Source organism: Nocardioides alpinus (assembly GCF_900112035.1).
GTDB classification, from domain to species: domain Bacteria; phylum Actinomycetota; class Actinomycetes; order Propionibacteriales; family Nocardioidaceae; genus Nocardioides; species Nocardioides alpinus.
On sequence record NZ_FOKC01000009.1, the window covers coordinates 112,558 to 133,473 of the forward strand.

At 67.8% G+C, this 20,916-nt stretch carries 23 protein-coding genes; 12 read left to right on the top strand and 11 right to left on the bottom strand.

The features are described 5' to 3' along the window. Together BM127_RS16810 and BM127_RS16815 are read left to right on the top strand one after the other, a co-directional pair. On the top strand, positions 1-783 hold the full coding sequence (locus tag BM127_RS16810) for a cytochrome c biogenesis CcdA family protein (protein ID WP_231263370.1): 783 nt from the start codon (positions 1-3) through the stop codon (positions 781-783). Beyond that, positions 780-1,394: a TlpA family protein disulfide reductase gene (locus tag BM127_RS16815; RefSeq protein ID WP_157829564.1), complete on the top strand. Its 615-nt coding sequence runs from the start codon at positions 780-782 to the stop codon at positions 1,392-1,394. Before BM127_RS16810 ends, BM127_RS16815 begins: the two co-directional genes overlap by 4 nt. Before the next feature lie 4 nt (positions 1,395-1,398). Here BM127_RS16815 and BM127_RS16820 read toward each other — a convergent pair whose 3' ends face one another. From BM127_RS16820 to resB, 6 genes are all read right to left on the bottom strand, one after another. Beyond that, positions 1,399-2,361, bottom strand: a complete 963-nt coding sequence (locus BM127_RS16820; protein ID WP_091200369.1) for a M56 family metallopeptidase — start codon at positions 2,359-2,361, stop codon at positions 1,399-1,401. Continuing rightward, the gene (locus BM127_RS16825; protein ID WP_091200371.1) at positions 2,358-2,723 is read right to left on the bottom strand and encodes a BlaI/MecI/CopY family transcriptional regulator; all 366 of its coding nucleotides are present in this window, start codon (positions 2,721-2,723) and stop codon (positions 2,358-2,360) included. Before BM127_RS16825 ends, BM127_RS16820 begins: the two co-directional genes overlap by 4 nt. Continuing rightward, positions 2,720-4,630: a bifunctional copper resistance protein CopD/cytochrome c oxidase assembly protein gene (locus BM127_RS16830; protein ID WP_175507434.1), complete on the bottom strand. Its 1,911-nt coding sequence runs from the start codon at positions 4,628-4,630 to the stop codon at positions 2,720-2,722. The genes BM127_RS16825 and BM127_RS16830 overlap by 4 nt, the downstream gene beginning before the upstream one ends. 146 nt (positions 4,631-4,776) lie before the next feature. Next, entirely contained in the window at positions 4,777-5,358 is a 582-nt protein-coding gene (locus BM127_RS16835; RefSeq protein WP_157829562.1) for a copper resistance CopC family protein, read from the bottom strand. 96 nt (positions 5,359-5,454) lie between these two features. Continuing rightward, the gene (ccsA, locus tag BM127_RS16840; RefSeq protein ID WP_231263369.1) at positions 5,455-6,327 is read right to left on the bottom strand and encodes a cytochrome c biogenesis protein CcsA; all 873 of its coding nucleotides are present in this window, start codon (positions 6,325-6,327) and stop codon (positions 5,455-5,457) included. A gap of 35 nt (positions 6,328-6,362) precedes the next feature. Continuing rightward, entirely contained in the window at positions 6,363-7,841 is a 1,479-nt protein-coding gene (gene resB, locus BM127_RS16845) for a cytochrome c biogenesis protein ResB (protein ID WP_157829561.1), read from the bottom strand. Between the two features lie 242 nt (positions 7,842-8,083). On the opposite strand from resB, the gene BM127_RS16850 reads away from it, so the two are divergent. Then, entirely contained in the window at positions 8,084-8,587 is a 504-nt protein-coding gene (locus tag BM127_RS16850; protein ID WP_157829560.1) for a DUF3093 domain-containing protein, read from the top strand. Positions 8,588-8,707: 120 nt separating this feature from the next. Then, complete coding sequence (locus BM127_RS16855) at positions 8,708-9,655, top strand: peptidylprolyl isomerase (RefSeq protein ID WP_091200382.1); 948 nt, start codon at positions 8,708-8,710, stop codon at positions 9,653-9,655. Positions 9,656-9,676: 21 nt separating this feature from the next. On the opposite strand, the gene BM127_RS16860 is transcribed toward BM127_RS16855, so the two are convergent. Continuing rightward, positions 9,677-10,573: a VldE C-terminal domain-containing protein gene (locus BM127_RS16860; protein ID WP_139227765.1), complete on the bottom strand. Its 897-nt coding sequence runs from the start codon at positions 10,571-10,573 to the stop codon at positions 9,677-9,679. 161 nt (positions 10,574-10,734) lie between these two features. Between BM127_RS16860 and BM127_RS16870 the strand changes: the two genes are divergently transcribed. Further along, positions 10,735-11,115, top strand: a complete 381-nt coding sequence (locus BM127_RS16870) for an ArsR/SmtB family transcription factor (protein WP_139227766.1) — start codon at positions 10,735-10,737, stop codon at positions 11,113-11,115. Next, complete coding sequence (locus tag BM127_RS16875) at positions 11,115-12,020, top strand: cation diffusion facilitator family transporter (RefSeq protein ID WP_091200387.1); 906 nt, start codon at positions 11,115-11,117, stop codon at positions 12,018-12,020. The genes BM127_RS16870 and BM127_RS16875 overlap by 1 nt, the downstream gene beginning before the upstream one ends. 3 nt (positions 12,021-12,023) lie before the next feature. On the opposite strand, the gene BM127_RS16880 is transcribed toward BM127_RS16875, so the two are convergent. Together BM127_RS16880 and BM127_RS16885 are read right to left on the bottom strand one after the other, a co-directional pair. Continuing rightward, complete coding sequence (locus tag BM127_RS16880) at positions 12,024-13,331, bottom strand: tetratricopeptide repeat protein (protein WP_091200389.1); 1,308 nt, start codon at positions 13,329-13,331, stop codon at positions 12,024-12,026. A gap of 161 nt (positions 13,332-13,492) precedes the next feature. Continuing rightward, positions 13,493-15,286 carry a multicopper oxidase domain-containing protein gene (locus BM127_RS16885; protein ID WP_139227767.1) on the bottom strand — a complete coding sequence of 598 codons (1,794 nt, stop codon included), beginning with the start codon at positions 15,284-15,286 and terminating at the stop codon, positions 13,493-13,495. A gap of 542 nt (positions 15,287-15,828) precedes the next feature. On the opposite strand from BM127_RS16885, the gene BM127_RS16890 reads away from it, so the two are divergent. From BM127_RS16890 to BM127_RS16915, 6 genes are all read left to right on the top strand, one after another. Next, the gene (locus BM127_RS16890) at positions 15,829-16,896 is read left to right on the top strand and encodes a metallophosphoesterase family protein (RefSeq protein WP_157829559.1); all 1,068 of its coding nucleotides are present in this window, start codon (positions 15,829-15,831) and stop codon (positions 16,894-16,896) included. An 86-nt stretch (positions 16,897-16,982) separates the two neighbouring features. Continuing rightward, entirely contained in the window at positions 16,983-18,713 is a 1,731-nt protein-coding gene (locus BM127_RS16895; protein ID WP_091200394.1) for an alkaline phosphatase, read from the top strand. 137 nt (positions 18,714-18,850) lie between these two features. Beyond that, on the top strand, positions 18,851-19,219 hold the full coding sequence (locus BM127_RS16900; RefSeq protein ID WP_231263366.1) for a hypothetical protein: 369 nt from the start codon (positions 18,851-18,853) through the stop codon (positions 19,217-19,219). Further along, positions 19,216-19,680 (top strand): MerR family transcriptional regulator, encoded by a 465-nt coding sequence (locus BM127_RS16905; RefSeq protein WP_091200396.1) that lies wholly within the window; start codon positions 19,216-19,218, stop codon positions 19,678-19,680. Before BM127_RS16900 ends, BM127_RS16905 begins: the two co-directional genes overlap by 4 nt. Then, positions 19,680-19,973, top strand: coding sequence for a hypothetical protein (locus BM127_RS16910; RefSeq protein ID WP_091200398.1), 294 nt, complete (start codon positions 19,680-19,682; stop codon positions 19,971-19,973). The genes BM127_RS16905 and BM127_RS16910 overlap by 1 nt, the downstream gene beginning before the upstream one ends. Positions 19,974-19,990: 17 nt before the next feature. Continuing rightward, positions 19,991-20,326, top strand: a complete 336-nt coding sequence (locus tag BM127_RS16915) for a YnfA family protein (RefSeq protein ID WP_091200400.1) — start codon at positions 19,991-19,993, stop codon at positions 20,324-20,326. 20 nt (positions 20,327-20,346) lie between these two features. Here the strand turns inward: BM127_RS16915 and BM127_RS22605 are convergent, their stop codons facing one another. Both BM127_RS22605 and BM127_RS16920 read right to left on the bottom strand, forming a co-directional pair. Continuing rightward, on the bottom strand, positions 20,347-20,562 hold the full coding sequence (locus BM127_RS22605) for a hypothetical protein (RefSeq protein WP_217642331.1): 216 nt from the start codon (positions 20,560-20,562) through the stop codon (positions 20,347-20,349). Beyond that, on the bottom strand, positions 20,559-20,858 hold the full coding sequence (locus BM127_RS16920) for a DF family (seleno)protein (RefSeq protein ID WP_091200401.1): 300 nt from the start codon (positions 20,856-20,858) through the stop codon (positions 20,559-20,561). The genes BM127_RS22605 and BM127_RS16920 overlap by 4 nt, the downstream gene beginning before the upstream one ends. Positions 20,859-20,916: the final 58 nt, after the last annotated feature.

Sequence of the window (20,916 nt, forward strand, 5' to 3'; positions counted from 1 at the left end):
GTGATCGGCGGCGCCCAGGAGGCCATTCTCGACGGGGCGATGTTGGTCGCCCTGCCCATTGCCATGCTGGCAGGCCTGCTGTCCTTCTTCACGCCGTGCTCGCTGCCGCTGGTCCCCGGCTACCTGTCGTACGTCGCCGGGATGGCAGGCACGGAGTCAGAGGTCGCGCGAGAGCTCGGCGGAGGCGCACCCGCGCGGCGCTCCAGGACGATGCTGGGTGCGTTCTTGTTCGTGCTCGGCTTCGCGCTCGTGTTCACCAGCTACGGACTGCTCTTCGGGTCGCTCGGCGCGCAGCTCCTGGTCCGCCAGGACACCATCGTGCGAGTCGCGGGCGTGCTGACCATCGGCCTCGGCATCCTGTTCACCGGCGTCGCCGGCAGACTTCCCGTCCTGGGGAGCACCCTGCGGTTGCGGATCACTCCCCGCGTGGGCCTGGCCGGCGCACCCCTCCTGGGGGCGGTCTTCGCCATCGGGTGGACGCCGTGCATGGGCCCTGCCCTGGCCGCGGTGCTGACGCTGGCCACCACGACCGCCACGGCCGGGCGGGGTGCGCTCCTGTCGCTCGGCTACGCCATCGGCCTCGGCATCCCGTTCCTGCTGGCGGCCATGTCGCTGACCCGCTCGATGCGCGTCTTCGCCTGGGTTCGCGAGCGCTCAGTGTTGATCACCCGAGGGGGCGGACTACTGCTGATCGTCGTCGGGCTGCTGCAGGTGTCAGGGCTCTGGTCGCAAGGTGTCGCATCGCTGCAAACCCTCATCACCGGATGGCAGGCCCCCCTATGAGCATCCAAGCGCGACGAAGTGCCATCTTCATCTCGATCGTCCTTGTCACCGCCGTCATCTGCTGGGTCGTGTTCACTCAGGCGCGGGTGGAGCAGCCGTCGTCCAGCAGCGGGTCCGCGGTGACGGGCGACCTCGTGCAGCAGTTCGAGCCCGGCGAACGTCCGACCGTCGCCGCCTTCGAAGCGACGCTTCTGGACGGCGGCACCCTGAACAGCAAGAGCCTGCGCGGCACGGTGACGGTCATGAACGTCTGGGGGTCGTGGTGCGGACCGTGCCGCGCGGAAGCCCCAGATCTGGTCGACGCCGCCCAGAGGCTCGGCGATCGCGCGCAGTTCTACGGGATCAACGTCCGAGACAGTCCCGACGCCGCCCGCGCCTTCGAGCGCGCCTTCGACATCCCCTATCCCAGCATCAATCCCGATGACAGCGCCAGAACGATCCTGGCGTTCGGCGGCGTGCTGACCGCCGCTGCGGTGCCCAGCACCGTGGTGATCGACGCTGACGGCGCCGTAGCGGCGCGGGTCGTGGGCCAGGTGGACGCGTCCACACTCATCGGGCTCGTCAAGGACGCCTCGACAGACCCATCGCGCGCCGGTAGCCCTGCGCGATAGCGCCTCAGTTGTGAGCAGCCAGGTCGTCGACCGTGCAGCAGTCCCTCGTTGCGGCCTCCACAGCGGGAGCCAACGCCAGACCCAGGGGCAGCGCGAGGACCATCGCCACGGCAGTGCCCGCGAGGTAGCTCAGTCCCCAGAGGGGAGATCGCGGTGTCGAGGTGAGCCGTCGTACGCGCAGCAGCGCTCCAGTGTCGCTGGCGGCCAGAGCTGCTTCAGGCCGCACACCGGTCCCGAGAGCCACGATCGCGGCAGCCAACGACCGACGGTCCGCCGGACCGACGGCCGCATCGTCTGCCGCCATCTCGAGCAGGACCGCGATCTGGGCGTGCGCCACGGCGAAAAGCGGTACCCATGGGAAGGTTCGTGCGAGCGCGCCCGAGTAGGCCAGAGCGAGGTCGTGTCGTGCGCGGAGGTGGTTGCGTTCATGCCCCAGCACCAGCTCCCGTTCGCGGTCATCGAGCAGTTCCAGCGCCGCGGATGACAACACCACCGTGCCTTCCCCGCTGTCGGGGAGGCAGTAGGCAACCGGGACCTCGTGCTCGATCACGATGAATCCACCTGGGTGGCGACGTCCGATCAGTTCCAACGAGTGGAGCTGTGATCGGCGCACTCGGCGGGTTCGCGCGAAGCTGCGCACCGTGCTGGTCATGAGCATGGTGGTGAGGCCAGCAACCAGCGTCAGACCGATGACGCCCGGCCAGCTCCCGAGCGGGGTCTCGTAGTGCTCCACGATCGTGAGGGTGTGAGCGCCCAGCAGGTAGGCCAAAGAGAACCTCAGCGGCAGGAACGGCAGTGCGAGGGCGATTGCGGCTAGGAGGATGGACGCCACGATCGACGTCGACAGGGCCTGCCAGCCGATCACCGCGACGCGCGGTGATCGCAACGCCCAGGACCGGCACAAGATCCGTCGTCCCAGCCACGACACGGTGCCGGCGAACACGAGGAGGAGCAGTGCCGCCGTCACGGTGACTCGTCCACTCGCTCCGACAGCGCTGACAACAACTCGGCGGCTTCGCCGGGGTCCATCTTTCCCACGAGGTGCATGAGGGCGGCAGTGCGGTCCTGGCTGTCCGCCAGCACCTCCTGCAAGACCTCCGCGGTGTGCTCATCACGCGAGGAGACAGGCGTGTAGAGATAGGCCTTCCCCTGCTTGTGCCTGCTGACCAGACCCTTGGAGTGCAGGTTGTCCATCACTGTCATCACCGTGGTGTAGGCGAGCGGCCGCTGTTCTGTGAGCAACTCGTGCATCTCGCGCACGGAGAGTGGCCCCCGCACGCTCCACAGGTGCTGCATCACTGCGGCTTCGAGCTGACCCAGCTGTCTCACCGGTGCTGCTCCTTCTCCCGACTCGTGCTACGAGGCTCCATCGTAGGAGGCGCCGGTCTGTGTGTCAGTTCGGCGTCGCGCAGCTGGCTCAGGTAGGCGTTGTAGGCAGTCAACTCCCTGTCCCCGTCGCGGTCCTCGCGACGATCGTACCGGCGGCGCTCGCGACCATCGGCCCGCACCCAACCGACGATAAGCGCGACGGCCATGATGAGGATCGGGTACTCGCCCATGACCCATCCGATCGAGGCGCCGAGGTACTGGTCGGCCAGCAGTGACCGACCCCAGGGCCTGTCGAGCGCCGCAAACCAGTCGGCCGCCAGCACCGTGGAGCTCGCCATCATGCTGACGGCGAACAGGGCGTGGAAGCCGAACGTGCCGATGATGAGGAGCACGCGCATGGGGTAGGGGGGACGGTGGAGAGCAGGGTCCGAACCGACGACGCTCTCGGCGAAGAGGTAGCCGGTGAGGAGGAAGTGCAGGGTCATGACGACGTGCGCTGTGTGTGACTCGAGGGAGATCGCGAAGGCGGAGGTGTAGTAGAAGGCCACCATGCTGACCACGAACATGCCTGCGGCCACGAGCGGGTGTCCTATCACGTGCAGCAGCAGTGAGCGGCTCATGCTCACGAGCCACTCGCGCGGTCCTCTCGAGCCGTCGTCGCGCCGCCGCAAGGCCCGCAGTGCAAGGGTGATGGGCGTACCTAGGACCAGGAAGACCGGAACCGCGGTGGCGATGGTCATGTGCTGGACCATGTGCATGCTGAACAGCACGCGGCCGTAGACGCCCGGAGCTCCGTTCGTGGCCCACACGAAGAGCAGCCAGCCCATGAGCCACGACACTGTGCGCAGCAACGGCCAGGTGTCCCCGCGCCGACGTAGGCGCCCGACGGCCCACAGGTAGCCGAGGATGCCTGCGACTCCCAGGGGCAGGAAGAGGGTGTCGACGTTCCACGCGGTGAGCCACCGCGACGCGTCGAGGGGGGCCGGGAGGGGGCTCCCCAGCAGTGCTTCTGCTGCGGTGAGGGGCTGCGGTGCCTGCTGCGGCGCAGGTGGGGCGGTGCGGCTGAGCGCCACTCCGAGGCCAGCAGCGCCCAGCAGGACTACCAGTTCGGCAGCGACGAGGCGCCGGAAGGCGTGCCCCGAGCCGGGCTCCATCGCGGCGATGGTGCGGTTTCGGTGCCACCAGCCGGCCGCCGCCAGCATCGCCACGGCGACAAGCTTCAGCGCCAGGATGACACCGTAGGGCGACAGCGCCGCGGACGCCGAGGGGAGCCGGAGCCATGCTCCCACGACTCCCGACACCGTCACCATGACCAGGCAGCCGCCGGCCAGCGTGGAGTAGCGGCGCACCGTCGCCGCGAGTGATTCTCCCAGGAGACGACCCACCAGCACGAGCGCGATGAGTCCTCCGAGCCAGACGCTGATGCCGATGAGGTGGAAGAGCTGCAGGTTGACGGCTTCGTCGTGGTTGAGGCTGCCGGCCGCGTGTCCGGTCAGCGCCATCGGCCAGAGCGCGGCGATGGCCAAGAGCGCGATGAAGCCCACCCCCCCGACGCGGGTGGCGAGCACGCACCCTGTGGCGACCGCTGCGGCGAGGGCCGCACCCCAGAGTCCGTACCTGCCGAGCTCGAACTCAAACGCGAAGAAGACCGCTTGGCTGACGAAGCCGGGGCCGCCGACGGCGCTTCCGGATGCGTCGGAGTAGACCAGCGCGATGAGGGTGAGGCCACCGACTGCCCACACGGTCGCTGTGAGCTGCGCGCACATCACCAGCCGTCTGCGAGCCGGCCCAAGGGCGTGCTCCTTGGTCCCGACGGCCGGCGGAACGCAGGTGGCGGCGAGCACCAGGGCTCCCACTGTCGTCATGGCGGCCAGGTCGCGCACCACCAGCACGATCGGCAGACCCACTCGCGTGAGGCTCCCCGGTTCGGGCAGGCCCTCGATGCCAAGCGGCGAAAGGCCCCCGGTCAGACCTGTGGCCACCAGAGCCACAAGAGCCATGAGGACAGGCGCGACCAGCAGCGCGGGCGCACCCGCGCGTTGCATCAGTGCACTCATGTGTGGGTGTCCCGACGCACCAGCCGCATCACCGTGCCTGCTGCGAGGACGAGGAGCAGCAGCGCTCCGACCGCTACCGCCACGAGCGGCCAGGTCTCGCGCCCCGCAGGCGTACGTTGGTCGGTCGGGTCCTCCGTCGCGATCTCACCTGCCGAGGAGCTCTCGTCGGGGACGGGCAAGGCACGGTTCCGTACGACGAACCGCACGGTCCCTGCCACCGGGTGGCCGTCGCGGGAGACGACACGGAAGGCGACCTCCCACGAGGTCGTCGTCCCCTCTCCGGGGTCCGGCGAGGTCGGCATCGCTGCCAGCAGGACGTTGCGGCTCTGACCGCTCTGGAGCTCGAGTGGCGTGCTGTCACCGCCTTCGACCTGCAGCGTGACCGTGCTCAGTCCCGGATCCATCTCGTCCGAGAACTCCAGCCGCAGTTCGCGCGGGACTTCGTCGAGGCGGGCGCCGTCACGCGGATCAGACCCGATGAAGTCGGTGTGGGCCTGTGCGGGCGAGATGACGAGATTCGCGCCGACGAAAGCGAGGGCCGCGACCACGAGGGCGAGGGGTGTGCGGATCGAGCTCACCACTTGGCCTTGGACACCACGTAGAGCACGACGCCGGTACCGATGGCCGCGATCAGTCCGAGGATGATGGTCGAGAGACCGGTGCCGTCCATGTCGTCACACTCCTGCGTACGAATGAAGGCCGGGGATCCACAAGTTGACCCCGAAGAAGTTGAAGACGAAGGCCAAGAAACCGGCCAGCGCGAGCCACCCAGCACGCCGCCGCCATCCGACGGTCGAGAGTGCGTGCAGGTGCGCGGCGTAGAAGACCCAGGTGATGAACGCCCATGTCTCCTTGGGATCCCATCCCCAGTAGCGCCCCCAGGCGTTCTCGGCCCACACCGCGCCGGCGATGACGGCGAAGGTCCAGACGGGGAAGGCCACCAGGTGCACCGTGTGAGCGAGGTCGGAGAAGTGATCGTCCTCGTCGCCGCCTCCGCGCTGGCGCACCAGGTGTGCGATGGTCGCCAGCGCTCCGACGGTGAACAGGGCCCCGGCGGTGATCGCCGCTGCCACGTGGACGACGAGCCAGCGCGAGTTCAGGACGGGCACCAAGTCGTCCACGGGGGTGTACAGCGACGTCACGGACACGCCCAGCAGCACCAGGACGAGGGTGACCGTCCAGGGCGCAAGAACTCCTGTGGGCCGTCCACGGCCGTAGGCCAGGAAGGCCACCGCAACAGCGGCCGATCCGGTCAGCCCGAACTCGTACATGTTTCCCCACGGCGCCCGCCCCGCCGCGACTCCTCGCGCGACGACGGCCAGGCACAGCAGGATCGTGCCGAGCACCAACACGGCAGCTCCCGCGCGGCCCACCTGCTCCAGGCCCCGGTGGGGCGCGGGACGCAGCCCCGCGTCGCCGCCGGGCGAGGAAAGCACGACAGCGGCCCCGGACACCGCCGCAACCGGGACGGGCCTGCTGCGCGACAGGGCTGCAGCCAGCGCGAAGACGACGAGGGCGAGCGAGAAGACACCCAGGGCAGATGTCACGAGAGCATCCGACAAGCGCGCGGCGTCGAACGACGTCATTCTTCCTCCTTGTTCTGACCGGCACCTGCCGGGGGCAGACCGATGGTTGTCGCGAGATCGTGCAGCTCGCCGGGCGGCACAGGGCGGCGGGACAGGGACCGTCCGGCGAGCTCGACGGTGCCGTCGTCGTTGCGGCGTACCCAGATCCGCCGACGAGGGATGGCGAGCGATGCCGTGAGTCCCAGCATCAGGAGGATCGCGGCGGCCAGCGAGACCTCCTTGCCCGGGTCTCGGGCGATCTGGAAGTTCGCGAAGCGTGACACTCCGTCGAAGGTCACCGACCCGAGTCCGTCCGGCAGTCGTACGGTCTGACCGGGGGCGAGCGAGACACGCCACGGCTTGCCGTCTGCGTCGAGCACTTGATCAAGGTCGGTGAAGTCGAGCTCGAAGACCGACTGGGCGGTGCCGTCGTCGAGACCAAGGTCGCCGGTGTAGGCCATGAACTGCACGATCGGGTTGACCTGGTCCGGATAGGCGGAGACACCCATGCCATCGGGACCGTCGACCGCCGTGGGGAGGAACAACCCGCGCAGCGCCAGGGAGGTCGGGCGTGCGTCCGGCGCCTTCACCACGCCGTCGGAGGTGAATGCTGGGTCGACGGGCAGGAAGATGATCGGTCCTGAGACCGCGACGTCGCCGTTGCCGTCCCGCACCGTCAGTTCCGGCGCGTAGCCATGCCCTGTCAGGAAGAACTTGGTGCCGTTGATATCGAGGGGTCGGTTGGGGCGGATCGTGAACGAGCCGTCGCCCTCCTCGGCGCTGTCGTAGGAGACCGCCGCTTCGAACTTGCGGGGCTCCCCGAAACGGGCCCCCTCGGTCTCGAACTCCGCCGCGAAGTCGTTGAGTGTCAGTTCCAGGGGTTCCAACCCGGCAAGATCGGCCCACGGTGCTGGTGTCAGGGCGTCATAGGAAGAAGAGACGTTGGCGAACGTGGTTCCCTCGACCAGGGCAACGCGCCCCTCGTAACCGAACAGCTTGCCGCCGGCGATGCCGAAGAGGAGGACCAACAGCGAGAGGTGGAACGCAAGGTTGCCGAGCTCCCGCAGGCGGCCCTTCTCGGCGCGCACCTCGTTGCTGGTGCGGGTCACAAGGAACCGCCGGTCACGAAGGTGGGCGGCGGCGACCGCGAGGGGATCGTGCGGCCGCGCGACGAGACCACGGTGATGCCCGGTCTCGCGTGACAGGTGGCGCGGACTCGGCGGCGGCGCGGCCCTGTACTCCCGCCACAGCTGGGCCGACCGGGGCACCACACAGCCGGTCATGGACACGAGGAGGAGCACGTACACAGCCGCAAACCACGGTGCGCTGTAGACGTTGAACAGGGACATGCGGTCCAGCCACGGGGCCAGATCGGGATTGGCGCGATAGAAGTTCGCCACCGCAGCCGGGTCACTGGCGACCCCCCGCTGGGGCAACAGGGAACCAGGGACGGCAGTGAGGGCGAGGAGTACGAGCAGCACGATGGCGGTGCGCATCGAGGTGAGGCGGCGCCACGCCCAGCGTCCCCAGGCCGTCACCTCCGAGGGTCGCGGCCGGCCTCGCTCGTGGGGGTCGCTCGGGAGGGACCGGAGGGCCTCTTCCGATCCGAGCTCGTGCTCCTCCTGCGCGACATCCATCACGGACATACTATCTTGCTTAGTAGATCTAACTCATGCACGGGTCATCACGCTCGTACGTCACCAGCACCGTGCCGACCGCGAGCGACCGAGGAGCAGTTTTGCGTTTCCGGGACACACCTTCCGACGCCGGCGGCGACCAACCGCTCTACTTCGAGCGGCTGCGCGTGCCCGTCCGGTGGTGGGTGCAGTGGTCCGTCATGGTCGGCAGCTTCTGGTTGGCCATGATCGTCGCCGTTCCCGAGAGGCTCGCATGGATCGTGACGGCGATGCTCGCGCTTATCATGGTCGTTGTTCTCCGCTCCTACGGGTCACCCAAGATCATCGTCACCGCGCAGTGGATCCATGCTGGTCGGGCACGGATCGAACGACGGCACCTGGGTCCTGTCGCGGCATTGAATGCGAGCGAGATGCGATCACAGGCGGGACCGAAGGCAAGTGCACGCGCACATCTGCTCCTACGTCCCTACATCGCGACCGGCGTGCGGATCGCCATAGACGATCCGGACGATCCCACGCCGTACTGGCTCCTGAGCTCTCGCCGGGCGTCGGATCTCGCAGCAGCACTCGCGAGCGAAGTGCCTCGAGTCCAGCAGGCTTCCTGAGCCTTGGAACGTCAACAAGGTCATCATTCGCCCCGATAGTCTGACGCTGGCGCGTGCGGCACCCCCACCGGGTGAAGGCCGCCTGGCCCACGTGACCGGGCGACCCGACCGAGGAGTGAAGTGAGCGCCAACAAGCAGCGGAAGGCACGTCAGAAGCTCGAGCGCGAGCAGTGGGAGCGCGAGCAGGAGCGATTGGCGGAGAGCCGCCGGCATCGCAACCTGCGCCTCACCGTCCTGTTCGCAGTTGTCGCGATGTTTGCCGTCGTGGGCCTTGTCTTCGCCCTCACGGCGCGCGACGAACCGGATCCCAGCGTCGAGCAGTCCCGGGACGAGCCCGTCGAGCTCATACCTGAGGAGGCCGCCCGCGAGGCGCAGGCCACCGCGGCCAACGCGGCGAGGGACGCCGGCGAGGCGATCGCCGAGGACTACACGGTCGCGCCCGGTACCCCGGTGGACAGCGGCCTCAAGCCGGCAGCCGATGACCGGCCGGTGGCTTGCGGCGCGAAGGCACCCGCCAACGTCCGCGCCACGCGCGCCCGTTACCCCGGCGGCCCCGCACAAGTCCTCCGGGACGGCGTGGACTACGTCGCGAAGATCAAGACCTCGTGCGGCCCCATCACCATCGACCTGTTGGAGCAGGACGCGCCGGTGGCGGTGAACTCGTTCGTCTTCCTCGCGCAGGAGGGCTTCTACGACGGGCTCGAGTTCTTCCGCGACTTCGGTGGCATCACCGCCATCCAGGGCGGCAGCGGCGACAACACCGTGGGGTGGGACATCGGCTACCGGCTTCCCGACGAACTGGACCTCGCCGAGCGCGAGGGCTATCCCATCGGAACCGTGACGACTGCCGGCGAAGGCCCCTACACCGCAGGAAGTGACTTCTACATCGCGTACGGCAAGAGCTTCGACTCCGGCTTCGAGGCCAACCGGATCCAGACCACCTTCGGCCGCGTGCTGAGCGGGATGGACGTCATCGCCGAGGTGACTGCTCTGGACCGCGTTGGAATGGGCGGCGAAGGGTACGCCGAGCGGCTGTTCATGGAGTCGGTGACCATCGAAGAGCGCTGACCCCTCATCCGCGACCGCCCGTCAGTAGGTCGTCACGTGTACGTGATCGAAGTGGTTGGCCGTCACCGAGCCTCGGTCCGCCATCGATCGCCAGCCCTCGCCCGAACGCTGCACGGACCAGATGTTCCGGGCGTGGATCAGGTAGCTCACCCCGAGCGCCGAGCTGTACTGACGGATGAACTCCGCGACCTCCCAGCCCCTCTCCCCCGCCACCATGATGTCCATGGCGATCCCTTGGGCGTGTTCGCCGTCGCTGCGCACGGTCCCGTAGGTGGCAATCTCGGGGAAGTTCGAGCACACGGCCGCGTGGATCGCTCGGATGTTGGGGCTCACCCCAGCCGGGACGGAGGTGCCGTTCGCGCACTCCCCTCCCAGACCGGGCTCGGGCGACGGCTTCTCGGCACTGAGGTAGCCGGCAGTCACCCATCGGGCACCTCCTTCGATCACGATCTCCTGGCGACCGCGAAATTCACGCCCGGTGACGCGTACCTTGACGGCCGTCTCCAGCACGCCGAGCCGCTGGGCCTGCTCGTCGGGGCGGGTCCAGATGTTCAGCTCTGTGGTGGTCCACCGGGTGTCGGTCGCGGCATTGACTGCCCGCGCGACCGATTGACGTCGCATGATCTTGTCTACCGGAGTCGGCCTAGATGACCCGGTGGCCCGCCGCGATGGGACATCGGCGGAGAGCGCCGCCCTCCGCCCGTTGCGGGACACCAAGGGTTCGCGAGTCACGACGCCGGTCGCGCTGGACACGTTGTTCGCAGAGGTCGCGGGCGGGGCGACCTCGGCGCCCTGCACGCCGATCGCGACGGCAGTTCCCGTCGCCAGCAACGCCAGAGGCGCAGCGATGAAGCCCGCACGAGGCACGCGACGGCCTCGCGGTCGGATGTGCTTGTGCCTCGGCTTCTTGCGCGCCACACCGTTCCCCTTTCTCCTGCGCGTCGCAGGCGACATGGGCTGCGAGCGATCCGCCGCAGACCCTATCTACTAAGCGGCATAGTATGAAACCACGGAGACGATCACAGGATCGCCGACTTGATAGTTGCGTATCTGCGTGAACATGCAGATATAGTCGGGGCATGGCCCCCCAGGAGCAGCAGATGGAGATGCCCACCGACGACCAAGTCGATCTCGCGGTCGAGGCGTTCCGGATGCTGGCAGATCGCAAGCGGATCAAGATCCTTTGGGCGCTGCTGCACGGTGAATCCTCGGTCAACAACCTGGCAGAGCAGGTCGGTGCCAGTTCGTCAGCGGTGAGCCAACACTTGGCCAAGCTGCGATTGGCGGGCCTGGTGCACGTGCGCAGGGAGGGGACCTTCGCCTACTACACGGCCGCGGACGAGCACGTACACCGACTTCTGGACGAGGCGCTGTTCCACGCCGAGCATGCGAATCAACCGGATCAGGTAGCAGTGGTGCACCAGCTCCACAGCGACGAGCGCCAAGGAAGGGATCACTGATGGGCACTGGACACGGACATGGCACCAGCCACGCAGGGTCGACCCACCGGTGGCGGCTGGTCGCCGCCTTCGTCATGGTCGCGGCATTCTTCGGAGTCGAGCTGATAGTCGGCATCCTCTCCGGGTCGCTGGCCCTCATCTCGGACGCCGGTCACATGGCGGCCGACGTCGTCGCCCTCGGCGCAGCGCTCGTCGCGACCAAGATCGCCAGCCGCCCTGACTCCACGGGGCGACGCACGTACGGCTCCTACCGAGCCGAGATCTTCGCCTCTGGCTTCACCGTGCTCATCATGCTCGGGGTCTCTGCGTACGTCATCGTCGAGGCCATCGCCCGACGCGGTGGCGAGGGAGACGTGGCAGCCGGCCCGATGTTGATCGTCGGAGGGATCGGCCTGCTCATCAACGTCGTCTCCATCTTCCTGCTGCGCGGCGGCGCGGAGGACTCGCTCAACGTCAAGGGCGCCTACTACGAGGTCGTGGCCGATGCCGCCGGCAGCGTCGGCGTCATCGCCGCGGGAGTTCTCGTCGTACTCACCGGCGACTCCTGGTGGGACACCGTTGTCGCCCTTGCCATTGGGATCTTTGTCGCGGTGCGAGCGGTCATGCTGGGACGGCAAGTCCTGGCCGTGCTCGGGCAGCACGTCCCGGAAGGGATGGTGGTCGATCAGGTGGTCGCCGATCTCACTGCGATCGACGGTGTCGCAGATGTCCACGACCTCCACGCCTGGACCCTGACCTCTGGGATGAACGTCGCCACAGCACACCTGGTGCTGACCGCTGCGGCCGATCCCCAAGCAGTCCTGGCGTCGGCTCAAAAGGTCCTGCGCGAGGAGCACCGCGTGGAGCACGCCACGCTCCAAGTGGAGTCGTCGCCGACGAAGGAGTGCCTCGAGCGGGCCTGGTAGACCTCAGCCGCCGCCGCGGAGGCGCGAAAGCGTGGCAAGGGCCTGATCACGCTGCCACGGCGACATGCCGGGGTCAGTAGCGAGGCCTCGTTGCAGGTGGGTACGCGCGGCGTCAGTCATCCCGAGAGCGGCCTCGATGGTGCCGCGGTGGATCCAGAACCTGGCTTCGGGCGTACCCAGGCGCGTCGCGGCGCGCGCGATCTCGAGCGCCTTCGCGTCACGGCCGACGCGGTGCAACGCCCAGGCGTACGCGTCAGCGACGTGGACGCTCGTGCGTCGCGACCACTCCACCTGGGCCTGTTCGAGTGCTTGTCGGGTTGATCCGTGATCGGCCTCGAAGATGGCGGTCTCCAGATCACTCTTGACGCCGTTGGCGTCGAGCAGCTCGATCGTTGTCCGGACGACGTCGTACTGCGCCTCCGCCTCCGCGGTCCGCCCCAGGTGATCCAAGAGCTCACCGAGCTCGGTGAGGTACTCAGGCAGCGGCTGCCGGGCGGTGACGTCTTGCCAGGTCTTGACCGCACCCTCGAGGTCTCCGCGCGCCGTTTGAAGGCGCGCGGTGGAGACAAGTGCCAGCAGGCGGTCCGGCGCCGCCTGCTGCGCGATCTCCAGGTCACGCCCGGCAGCCTTGAGGCGGCCCTGCTTGCGAAGGACGTCGGCGCGCAGGGTCAGCAGGTAGGCACGCTCCGCCCCGCCACCGTTGGCCGCTGCATCGCGCAGGACGTCCCCTGCGCGGTCGAGGTCTCCACGAAGCTCGTAGGCGTAGGCGAAGCGCGCCGCGATCGCGGTGCTCGGTTGGCGTCGGTCGGCGGTCCGCAGCGCCTGCAGCTGGTCGTCGTACCTGCCGAGCTCGGTGAGCGTGTCAACGCGGATGGCGAGGCTGCCCACGTCGAACGCGTTGATGGCCAGCGCCTCCTCGGCGCTCGCGAGAGCCTCAACGAAGTTGTGTCTAGCCGACTCGATGGCCGCGCGCGCAGCCAGCGCAATGAAGTTCTCGTCGGGCTCGATGGTGAAGGACCGCGAGGCGGCCTCGTCGGCCTTGTCGTAGTACGACGCCAATCCGGTCACCCGAGCCTGCTCGACATAGGCCACCGCGAGGTTTGCCCAGGACACGTGATCCTTCGGCACCCGCCGCAGCGTGTCCTGGAGCGAGATGATGGTGGCCCCGAGGCCCTGTCCGGAGTCCGGCACAACGCGAGCGACGGCTGGACCCGGCCGTTCTGTCGGTTCGCCGGACGTAGTGGCGATACCAATCCCGCCCGAGACGGCGAGGACGAGTCCGACGCCGATCGCGATCGCGGTCCTGCGCATGAGTGAAGCCCTTCAGTGAACGTCCCAGGTCATGGAGTGTTCGGTGTCAGGTTGAGCCTGGATTGGTGCTCGTCACCGACATCGACTACCTCAGGGTAGGTCGCATCACCGAGGGTGGCCGCCGTGCGTTCGAGTTCTCCGAGTTGTCTCTGCCACCCCGATCAGCGCCTGGTGGAGACCTCGAAGGTCGCCATCATGCCGTGGTCCTCGTGGTCGAGCATGTGGCAGTGCACCATGAACGGGCCGGTGTAGTCCTCGAACCGAGCGGCCACGACGACGTCTTCTCCGGGGTCTAGTTTCCAGACATCCTCGAGGCCGCGCTCCCACGGCAGCGGCCGGCCTCCGTTGCGGCTGACGGTGCGCCACTGCTCGGCGTGGATGTGGACGTAGTGGGTGAGGTCGCTGTCGTTGCGCAGGCGCCAGGCTTCGGTGTCGCCCAGCTGAACTTCGTGGTCGACCCGAGCGGGATCGAACGTCTGGTCGTTGATCCCCCAGAACGTTCCCTCCTCGACCGAGCCGCCGAGGTCGAAGCGCCACGTCTTCGAGACGACCTTCGGGGCCTTCACCCGCTTGGGGGACGGCAGGACCTGGGGTAGTCGGGATGAGTCCTTGGCCTTCTCGCCGACCCGGAACTGCATGATCGACGCGACCCGGGTTCCCGTGCCCTCGTCAGGCGCCACGTCCGTGCGGGGCACCGACTTCAGGATGACGTCCTGGCCAGTGAGGCCGTGGAAGTCGACGATGACGTCCGCTCGCTGCGAAGGGCCGAGCAGGATGTCCTGCCGGACGACCGGCTGCCGGAGCAGACCGTTTCCTGTGCCGATCTGCACGAACGGGCGCCCGTTGGACAGCGCGAAGTTGTACGACGTGAAGTTCGAACCGTTGAGCAAACGGATGCGGTACCGGACGGCTTTGACGTTCAGGTACGGGGCATACCTTCCGTTGGCGAGCACATGGGTGCCCACGGTCGCATCGTTCGGCGGGGCATTCGGTCCGGTGAAGGCCATCTGCTCGTGGCCGGTCCCGTGGCTTTGCACGCGTGTGGGCTCCTGAGGTTCCACCAGCGAATTGTCGTAGCGGAAGCTGCGGTCGGCGATAAGCAACGGCACATCCCGTCTGCCCGTGGGAAGCCGCAGGTCGCCCTCAGACGGATCGTCGACGATGAACATGCCCTGGAGGCCGCGCCAGTTGTTGAGTGACGTCCGGTCCATCCGATGGTCGTGGTAGAAGAAGAACGAGCTCGGCTCCGGCTTGGAGTCGTACCTCAGCGGGAAGTCGTAGGTCCGCGCCTGACCCGGGCGCACGGGGAACTTCGTGGGCTGTCCGTCGTCCTTGGACGCGTGGTGGTCACCGTGCAGGTGGACGGACGTAGGCCCCGCCCTCCTGGGCAATCTGTTGACGATTGTGACGCGGGTGCGCTCACCCGTGGGCCGGCGGATCGTAGGCCCTGGCCACGAGCCGCCGTACGTCCACATGGGGGTCTGCCGGCCGGTGGGGAGGACCCGGACGGCTCGCTTCTGAGCGATCACCCTCGGATTCGCCGCTGTGATGACCTTGGGTATGACGAGCGGCTGGTCGAAGCTGGGCGCAGCAGGCTCCTCCCCGGGCTCGGCCCCCGTGACCGTCAGCGTCCCGCGCATGTTGGGGTGGAACCGGCAGAAGAACGGGTACTGGCCCGCCGCCAAGCCTGCAGCGATCTTGACGGTGACGGTCGCCCCAGTGCGCACCAACACATCGAACAGCGGCCTTCCGGCGGCGTCGACTGCGACTGATGTGACGGTGTGGTTGAAGTCATCGAGGTTCACGATGGTCAGCCAGCCGTCCTGGCTCATCGTGCTTGCTGCAGGGCTGAAGCCCTGCCGCGTTCCGCCCTTGTTGATCACGATGGTGGTCGACGTCGCGGCAGCGCTACTTGCCGCCGTCTGTTCTGGAATGCTCGCCAAGGCGGTGGACATGAGCACCGCCGCGGCAAGCAGGACCCATCCCGCATATCTCCGCCTGGCCCTCGACACCCATCCATGGTGCCCCAACGCGTGCGCACGGAGTGTCCGTTTTTCACCCACAACTGGCGAAGATGCCGGGTAGGGCCTCTCTGCGACCCGCGCAACCGCACGGTCTGCCGCTCGATGGCCCCCCTTACGGTGGGACTGTGAGTTGGAGACACGGTGTGGCGTTGCTGGTGTGCGTCGCACCGGCGACGCTCGCTGGTCCCATGCCCTCCAGCGCGGTCCCCGCAGCGACCGTGATCTCAGTGCCGACACGGGCGTCCCATGACACCGACCTCCCCCCGCGGATCGCTGATCACCAGCAACACGGTGAGGACGGTCCCATCACGACCGGCAAGGACGAGGGTCCAAAGTCTCGCCCCGCGGTCGCCGCAGCGCCCGTGTTGTCGGGCGCCTACCGCTTCGTCTCGGCGCCGGACTTCCTCAACCAGGACGTCGCCGACCTGACCGCCGGCGGTCGGGAGCAGCACACCGATCCCGACACGGGCACGGTGGCGAACTCGACCAATCCCGCCTATGAACGGGCCCTAGACCAGGTTCTCTCGGAGGTCGGGTCGCACGGAGCCACCGACCTGCTTGTCGCGGGTGATCTGATGGAGGGCCGCTGGGGCCGGGACGACTCGGGAGCCGGAGTCTTTGGACCGGTCCGCACCGACTCGCAGCGGATGGCCGCTGCTCAGGAGGCTGCCGCCGTCTATTACCCGGCATGGTCCCGGCGGCTGACCGAGCAGGGGCTGACGCCGTACCCGGCCTTGGGCGACCACGAGATCGGCGACAACCCGTGGACCAAGCGAGGTGATGCCTGGATCCGGTTCAAGCGGAAGCATGTGCCTGCGTTCAAGCAGCTGTTCGCGAGCGAGCTGCTCAGGAAGCCTGACGGCGAGCGGCGCTTCGTGGACCGTCCGAGTAGCGGCCAGGCCAGGGACACGGCGTACGCCGTGCGGCTGGACGCGAATGTCCTCCTCGTGACCATCGACCCCTTCACGCGGCGTCACGGAGAGGTCCGGGCGCGTGTCGACCGGGCCCAGCTGAAGTGGCTGCAGGAGGTGTTGCGCAGGGCGCGCAGGGAAGCTGTGCCGTGGGTCATGGTCCAGGGACACACCCCGATCGCCGGGCCAGTGCGATACCGCAACTCCAGCCAGCTGACGTATCAGGGCGGCACGGACTCGGCCCTGTGGAGGACCATGGTGAAGGGCGGAGTCGACGTCTATCTCTGCGGCGAGGTCCACGACCAGACGGTCAACCTCCGCGACGGCATCCTCCAGGTCGCTCACGGGTCATTGTTCTACCGAGGCGAAGCGTCGTACCTCCTCGGTCAAGCCACTGCCAAGCGACTGGTCTTCGAGAACCACCAGTTCCGCGGCCGCGTGGACTTCACGGATCGTCTCTGGACGACGTCGCGACTCGGTGCGCCTGGTTCGGTCGTCTACCCCGACGCGTCGCTGGTCACAGGCACCTTGGAGGCGCGCCGGACTGCATCCGGCGGGGTCGACATCGAGTCGTCAGAGGGCATCTTGCGCCCCGTACGTGGAAGGTTGACCTCGAGCCGCCATCGGTAGGACGTATGCCGGTCTCTTTTCGCCTGCCAATTGGACACTTCCAGCCATGAGGGTGCGGGAGTCAAACGACCCCGAAAGGACCATTCGTGCCCCGCAACAAGCGCGTCGTCACCACGGTGGCGGCCCTCGCTGGCCTGATCACCGTCGGCTCCATCGCTGCCACGGCAGCCATCCCCGCTCCTACTCCCAACGGGTTCACCCAGGACCGTTCCGCTGAGCTGGCCAAGCAGATCAACCCGGCCAAGCCGCGCAATGTCATCCTGATCATCGGTGACGGCATGGATGACTCCATGATCACCGCCGCCCGCAACTACGAATACGGCGCCGGTGGCCGATTCCCCGCGCTGGACGCGTTGCCCTTCACCGGTGCCATGACCACCTACGGCCTCAAGGTGGGCTCGGGTCCGGACTACCCGATCGCCTACGTCTCGGACTCCGCGCCGACCGCGAGCGGCTGGTCCACCGGCAAGAAGACGGTCGACGGTCGTCTCTCACAGGGGCCCAGCACCGCCAGCAACGTGCCCGGCGAGGACTACGAGACGGTTCTGGAGAAGTACAAGAAGCAGGGCAAGCTCGTTGGCAACATCACGACGTCCGAGATCACGGACGCAACGCCCGCGGCCGCTGCCTCACACATCAACGCCCGCGCCTGCCAGGGCCCGACCGACATGACCAACTGCGCCGAGGCCCGTAAGGTCAACGGGGGCAAGGGCTCTGTCGCCGAGCAGCTGGTCGACAACAAGGTTGACGTGCTGATGGGCGGCGGAGCGTCGCGCTACGCCCAGGCAACCGACGCCGGCTCCTCGGTGCTGGCCTACGCGCAGACGACCCACAAGTACCGGCTGGTGAGCGACGCGCCCGGCCTCACCTCGGTGACCTCACTGGCCGATGGGCCCGTCCTGGGCCTGTTCGCCAACGGCAACCTGACGCCTATGTACCAGCCGCTGGTCGCGACCGCCGTCGGCGCTGGTGGCCCCAGCACGAAGTGCACGCCAGCAGATCGCGGCAATCAGCCAGACCTGTCGGCCATGATGACGAAGTCGATCGAGCTCCTCGACAACCCCAACGGGTTCTTCCTGCAGGCCGAGAGCGCGATGATCGACAAGCAGGAGCACGCCTCGGACATCTGCGGCGCCATTGGTGACCTCAAGGAGCTCGACGAGACCGTCGCGGTCGCCTTGGCCTATCAGGAGAAGCATCCTGACACCCTTGTGGTCGTCACCGGCGACCACGCGCACTCCACCCAGATCGTGGGTGGGAGCGCCGACGACGGCAAGCAGCTCGCCACGGTGCAGACTGCAGACGGCGACCCGATGACGGTCGCGTACTCCACCAACGCGGTGGGATCCGACCACACCGGTGCCCAGATCCGGGTGGCGGCCTCCGGCCCGCAGGCGGCGAACGTGACCGGCGTCATCGACCAGACCGACCTGTTCGCCACCCTGCTCGGCCGCACACCCAGCACCATGCCCGGGACGCCCGTCACTCCCGGCACGCCCGGTACGCCCGGTACGCCGACCCCCACGCCCACCCCGGCCAAGCCGGCAGTGTCGACGGTCTCCGCAGCAAGCATCGCCAAGGAGGTGCTGGCCCGCCGTGGCCTCCGGGTCGCCGTCGCTGCCACCGGTGGCCAGAAGGTCACCATCAGGCTCGTAAAGGACGGCAGGACATTGGTCAGCAAGACGCTCGGCTCGACCGGAGGTCGGGTCGCGCTCAGGACGACCAAGGCCAAGATCGGCAAGGTGAAGGTCGTGGCCACGGTGACCGGCGCCGGCGGCTCCGTGACCGACAGTCAGCGGGTCCGGGTCACCCGCTGATGAACCGTCCGCGGTCGACCTGCTGAGACAGCCCCACTTCCGGGCGTGGACCGAACGGTTCGCGCCCGGAAGCGTTCGGTGGCGATCCTCTTGGAAGGCTTGCAAGCTGTACCGGGGTACAGGCTTACGGTGGTGCCATGGAGACGAAGTCAACGATGGGATTGGGCGAGCTGAGCTGGGCCGACTCGGCCGCCTGCACGCTGCCCACCTCAGAACGGCCGTTGCGGCTTGCCGAGTTCGACGACCTCTTCGCCACCGCTCTGCGGTCCGTCGTGCGGACCAGCAATACCTCTGTGCGAATGGAACTGTCGGGAGATGCCGAGCTCGCCGAGCAGACCAGACAGCTCGCGGAGCGCGAGTCGGCTTGTTGCTCGTTCTTCACCTTCGATGTTGCCCCGCTGGACGCAGGGCGGGTGGCCTTCGACGTACAGGTGCCGGCGTCGTACGTCGACGTGCTGAACGGCCTGGTGACTCGTGCGGACGGAATCCTGGGCAGGGTGTCATGACCACGCGCGTGGAGGCGGCCGCTGGGCTGCGTCGAGGTCAGGTCGCCGCGGCGGCAGGCGTCAACATCGAGACCCTCCGCTACTACGAGCGCCGCGGCCTGCTTCCCGAGCCTGAACGCAGCCCCGGAGGCCACCGGCTGTACGCGCCCGAGGCTGTCACGGTGCTGCGCATCATCAAGGCTGCACAGCGTCTCGGGTTCACCCTCGACGAGGTCGCCGACTTGCTCGAGCTCGGCAGGCACCGGCACGGGAATCGCGTCGACGCGGGACTGCAGGCGCACGCGAAGGCGAAGCTCGCTGAGATCGAGGAACGCATCGCGGACCTGGAGACCATCCGAGAGAACCTCCGGACGGCCCTGGACGCCGGTTGCGACGACCTCACCGTCTGCGCAAACAGTGATTGTTGCCCGTTGCCGTTCGTGCAGATCACCACCCGCACCAATCCGGACAGGAGCCTCTGATGACCCTGCGTGACCGCCATCTCGTCGGCGCCGGAGCAGCGGCATGCGCCGTCTGCTGCGCCGCACCGGTGCTGGGCCTGTTCGGACTCGCGACGGTCGGAACCGCTGCGACCATGGCGACCCTCCTCTTCGCGGGGACGGTGTTCGCCCTGGTCGTCGGTGTCGCCATGCTCGCCGGCGTCCTGCTTCGCCGCCGCGCGCAGCGGGCCGCCGTGGTGTCGGGTGCGACCTGCGCGGTCCCGTCGGCGGGCCCGGTGCATGTCGACCTCACGGCGAGCCCGGACTCGCGTTAACAAGGCACACTGACCACGTGTTGATCACCAAGTCCCTGCTTCTGTTCGTGCTGGCCGCTGTCGCCGAGATCGGTGGTGCCTGGCTGGTCTGGCAGGGGGTACGCGAGAACAGGGGGTGGGCGTGGATAGGGGCAGGTGTCATCGCCTTGGGTCTGTACGGCTTCGTTGCGACCTTGCAGCCCGACGCGAACTTCGGCCGCATCCTGGCCGCTTACGGCGGGGTGTTTGTAGCGGGCTCGCTTGCGTGGGGCATGGTTGCCGACGGATTCCGGCCCGACCGTTACGACGTCACGGGCGCCCTCATCTGTCTGGTCGGGGTCGCCGTCATCATGTACGCACCCCGTTCAGCGTGAGTCGTGCGATCCCGGGACGCTCAGGGTTTCGGAAGCGCCGCCTTAACCTTCTCCTCGTCGGTGAGTCGACTCGTGTGCTCCCACGGGAAGACCCATCGAAACAGATTGAGGCCAGGTCGCTTGCACCAACACTCGTTGGCGCAACCGCACCTGATGGCCCCAGCCGCTTCGGCAGCCTTGTTGCCGAGCGCCAACAGGATGTACCCGCCCAACACGATTGCGACCGCCCTCTTCACGACAGCACCTCTACAAGCTGCTCCATGGTGGGCGAACCACTCAGGCCATCCGGCGTCGCGTAGATCCGGCACGCCAACCCGACCTGCTCGCTGCCCGTGCTGAACGGGTCCTGCTCGTCTATCCGAATCGTCGGCGACCCCGTGAAGCCAAGCCGCTCCGCCTCTTCGGCGGTCGCAACGTTCCGATGCTGGACCGTGGCGTCGTTGTGCCCGGTGGCAACCAGTGCCTGCGTCAACCGTTCGTCCGCGACGGTCCAGTTCGGGCATCCGTCGAAGTAGAGCAGCTCGACCTTCATGCGTGGACTCCTGTCTGGCGGGTGGCGACCTGTTGCTGCAGATCCTCGTCGTCGCTTG

What these genes read in the sequence shown, in the direction of transcription:
- BM127_RS16815 (WP_157829564.1), top strand. Translation starts at nt 780, where the DNA reads ATGAGCATCCAAGCGCGACGAAGTGCCATCTTCATCTCGATCGTCCTT.
- BM127_RS16900 (WP_231263366.1), top strand. Translation starts at nt 18,851, where the DNA reads ATGGAGACGAAGTCAACGATGGGATTGGGCGAGCTGAGCTGGGCCGAC.
- BM127_RS16875 (WP_091200387.1), top strand. Translation starts at nt 11,115, where the DNA reads ATGGGCACTGGACACGGACATGGCACCAGCCACGCAGGGTCGACCCAC.
- BM127_RS16880 (WP_091200389.1), bottom strand. Translation starts at nt 13,331, where the DNA reads ATGCGCAGGACCGCGATCGCGATCGGCGTCGGACTCGTCCTCGCCGTC.
- BM127_RS16910 (WP_091200398.1), top strand. Translation starts at nt 19,680, where the DNA reads ATGACCCTGCGTGACCGCCATCTCGTCGGCGCCGGAGCAGCGGCATGC.
- BM127_RS16885 (WP_139227767.1), bottom strand. Translation starts at nt 15,286, where the DNA reads ATGTCCACCGCCTTGGCGAGCATTCCAGAACAGACGGCGGCAAGTAGC.
- BM127_RS16870 (WP_139227766.1), top strand. Translation starts at nt 10,735, where the DNA reads ATGGCCCCCCAGGAGCAGCAGATGGAGATGCCCACCGACGACCAAGTC.
- BM127_RS16920 (WP_091200401.1), bottom strand. Translation starts at nt 20,858, where the DNA reads ATGAAGGTCGAGCTGCTCTACTTCGACGGATGCCCGAACTGGACCGTC.
- resB (WP_157829561.1), bottom strand. Translation starts at nt 7,841, where the DNA reads ATGCGCACCGCCATCGTGCTGCTCGTACTCCTCGCCCTCACTGCCGTC.
- BM127_RS16905 (WP_091200396.1), top strand. Translation starts at nt 19,216, where the DNA reads ATGACCACGCGCGTGGAGGCGGCCGCTGGGCTGCGTCGAGGTCAGGTC.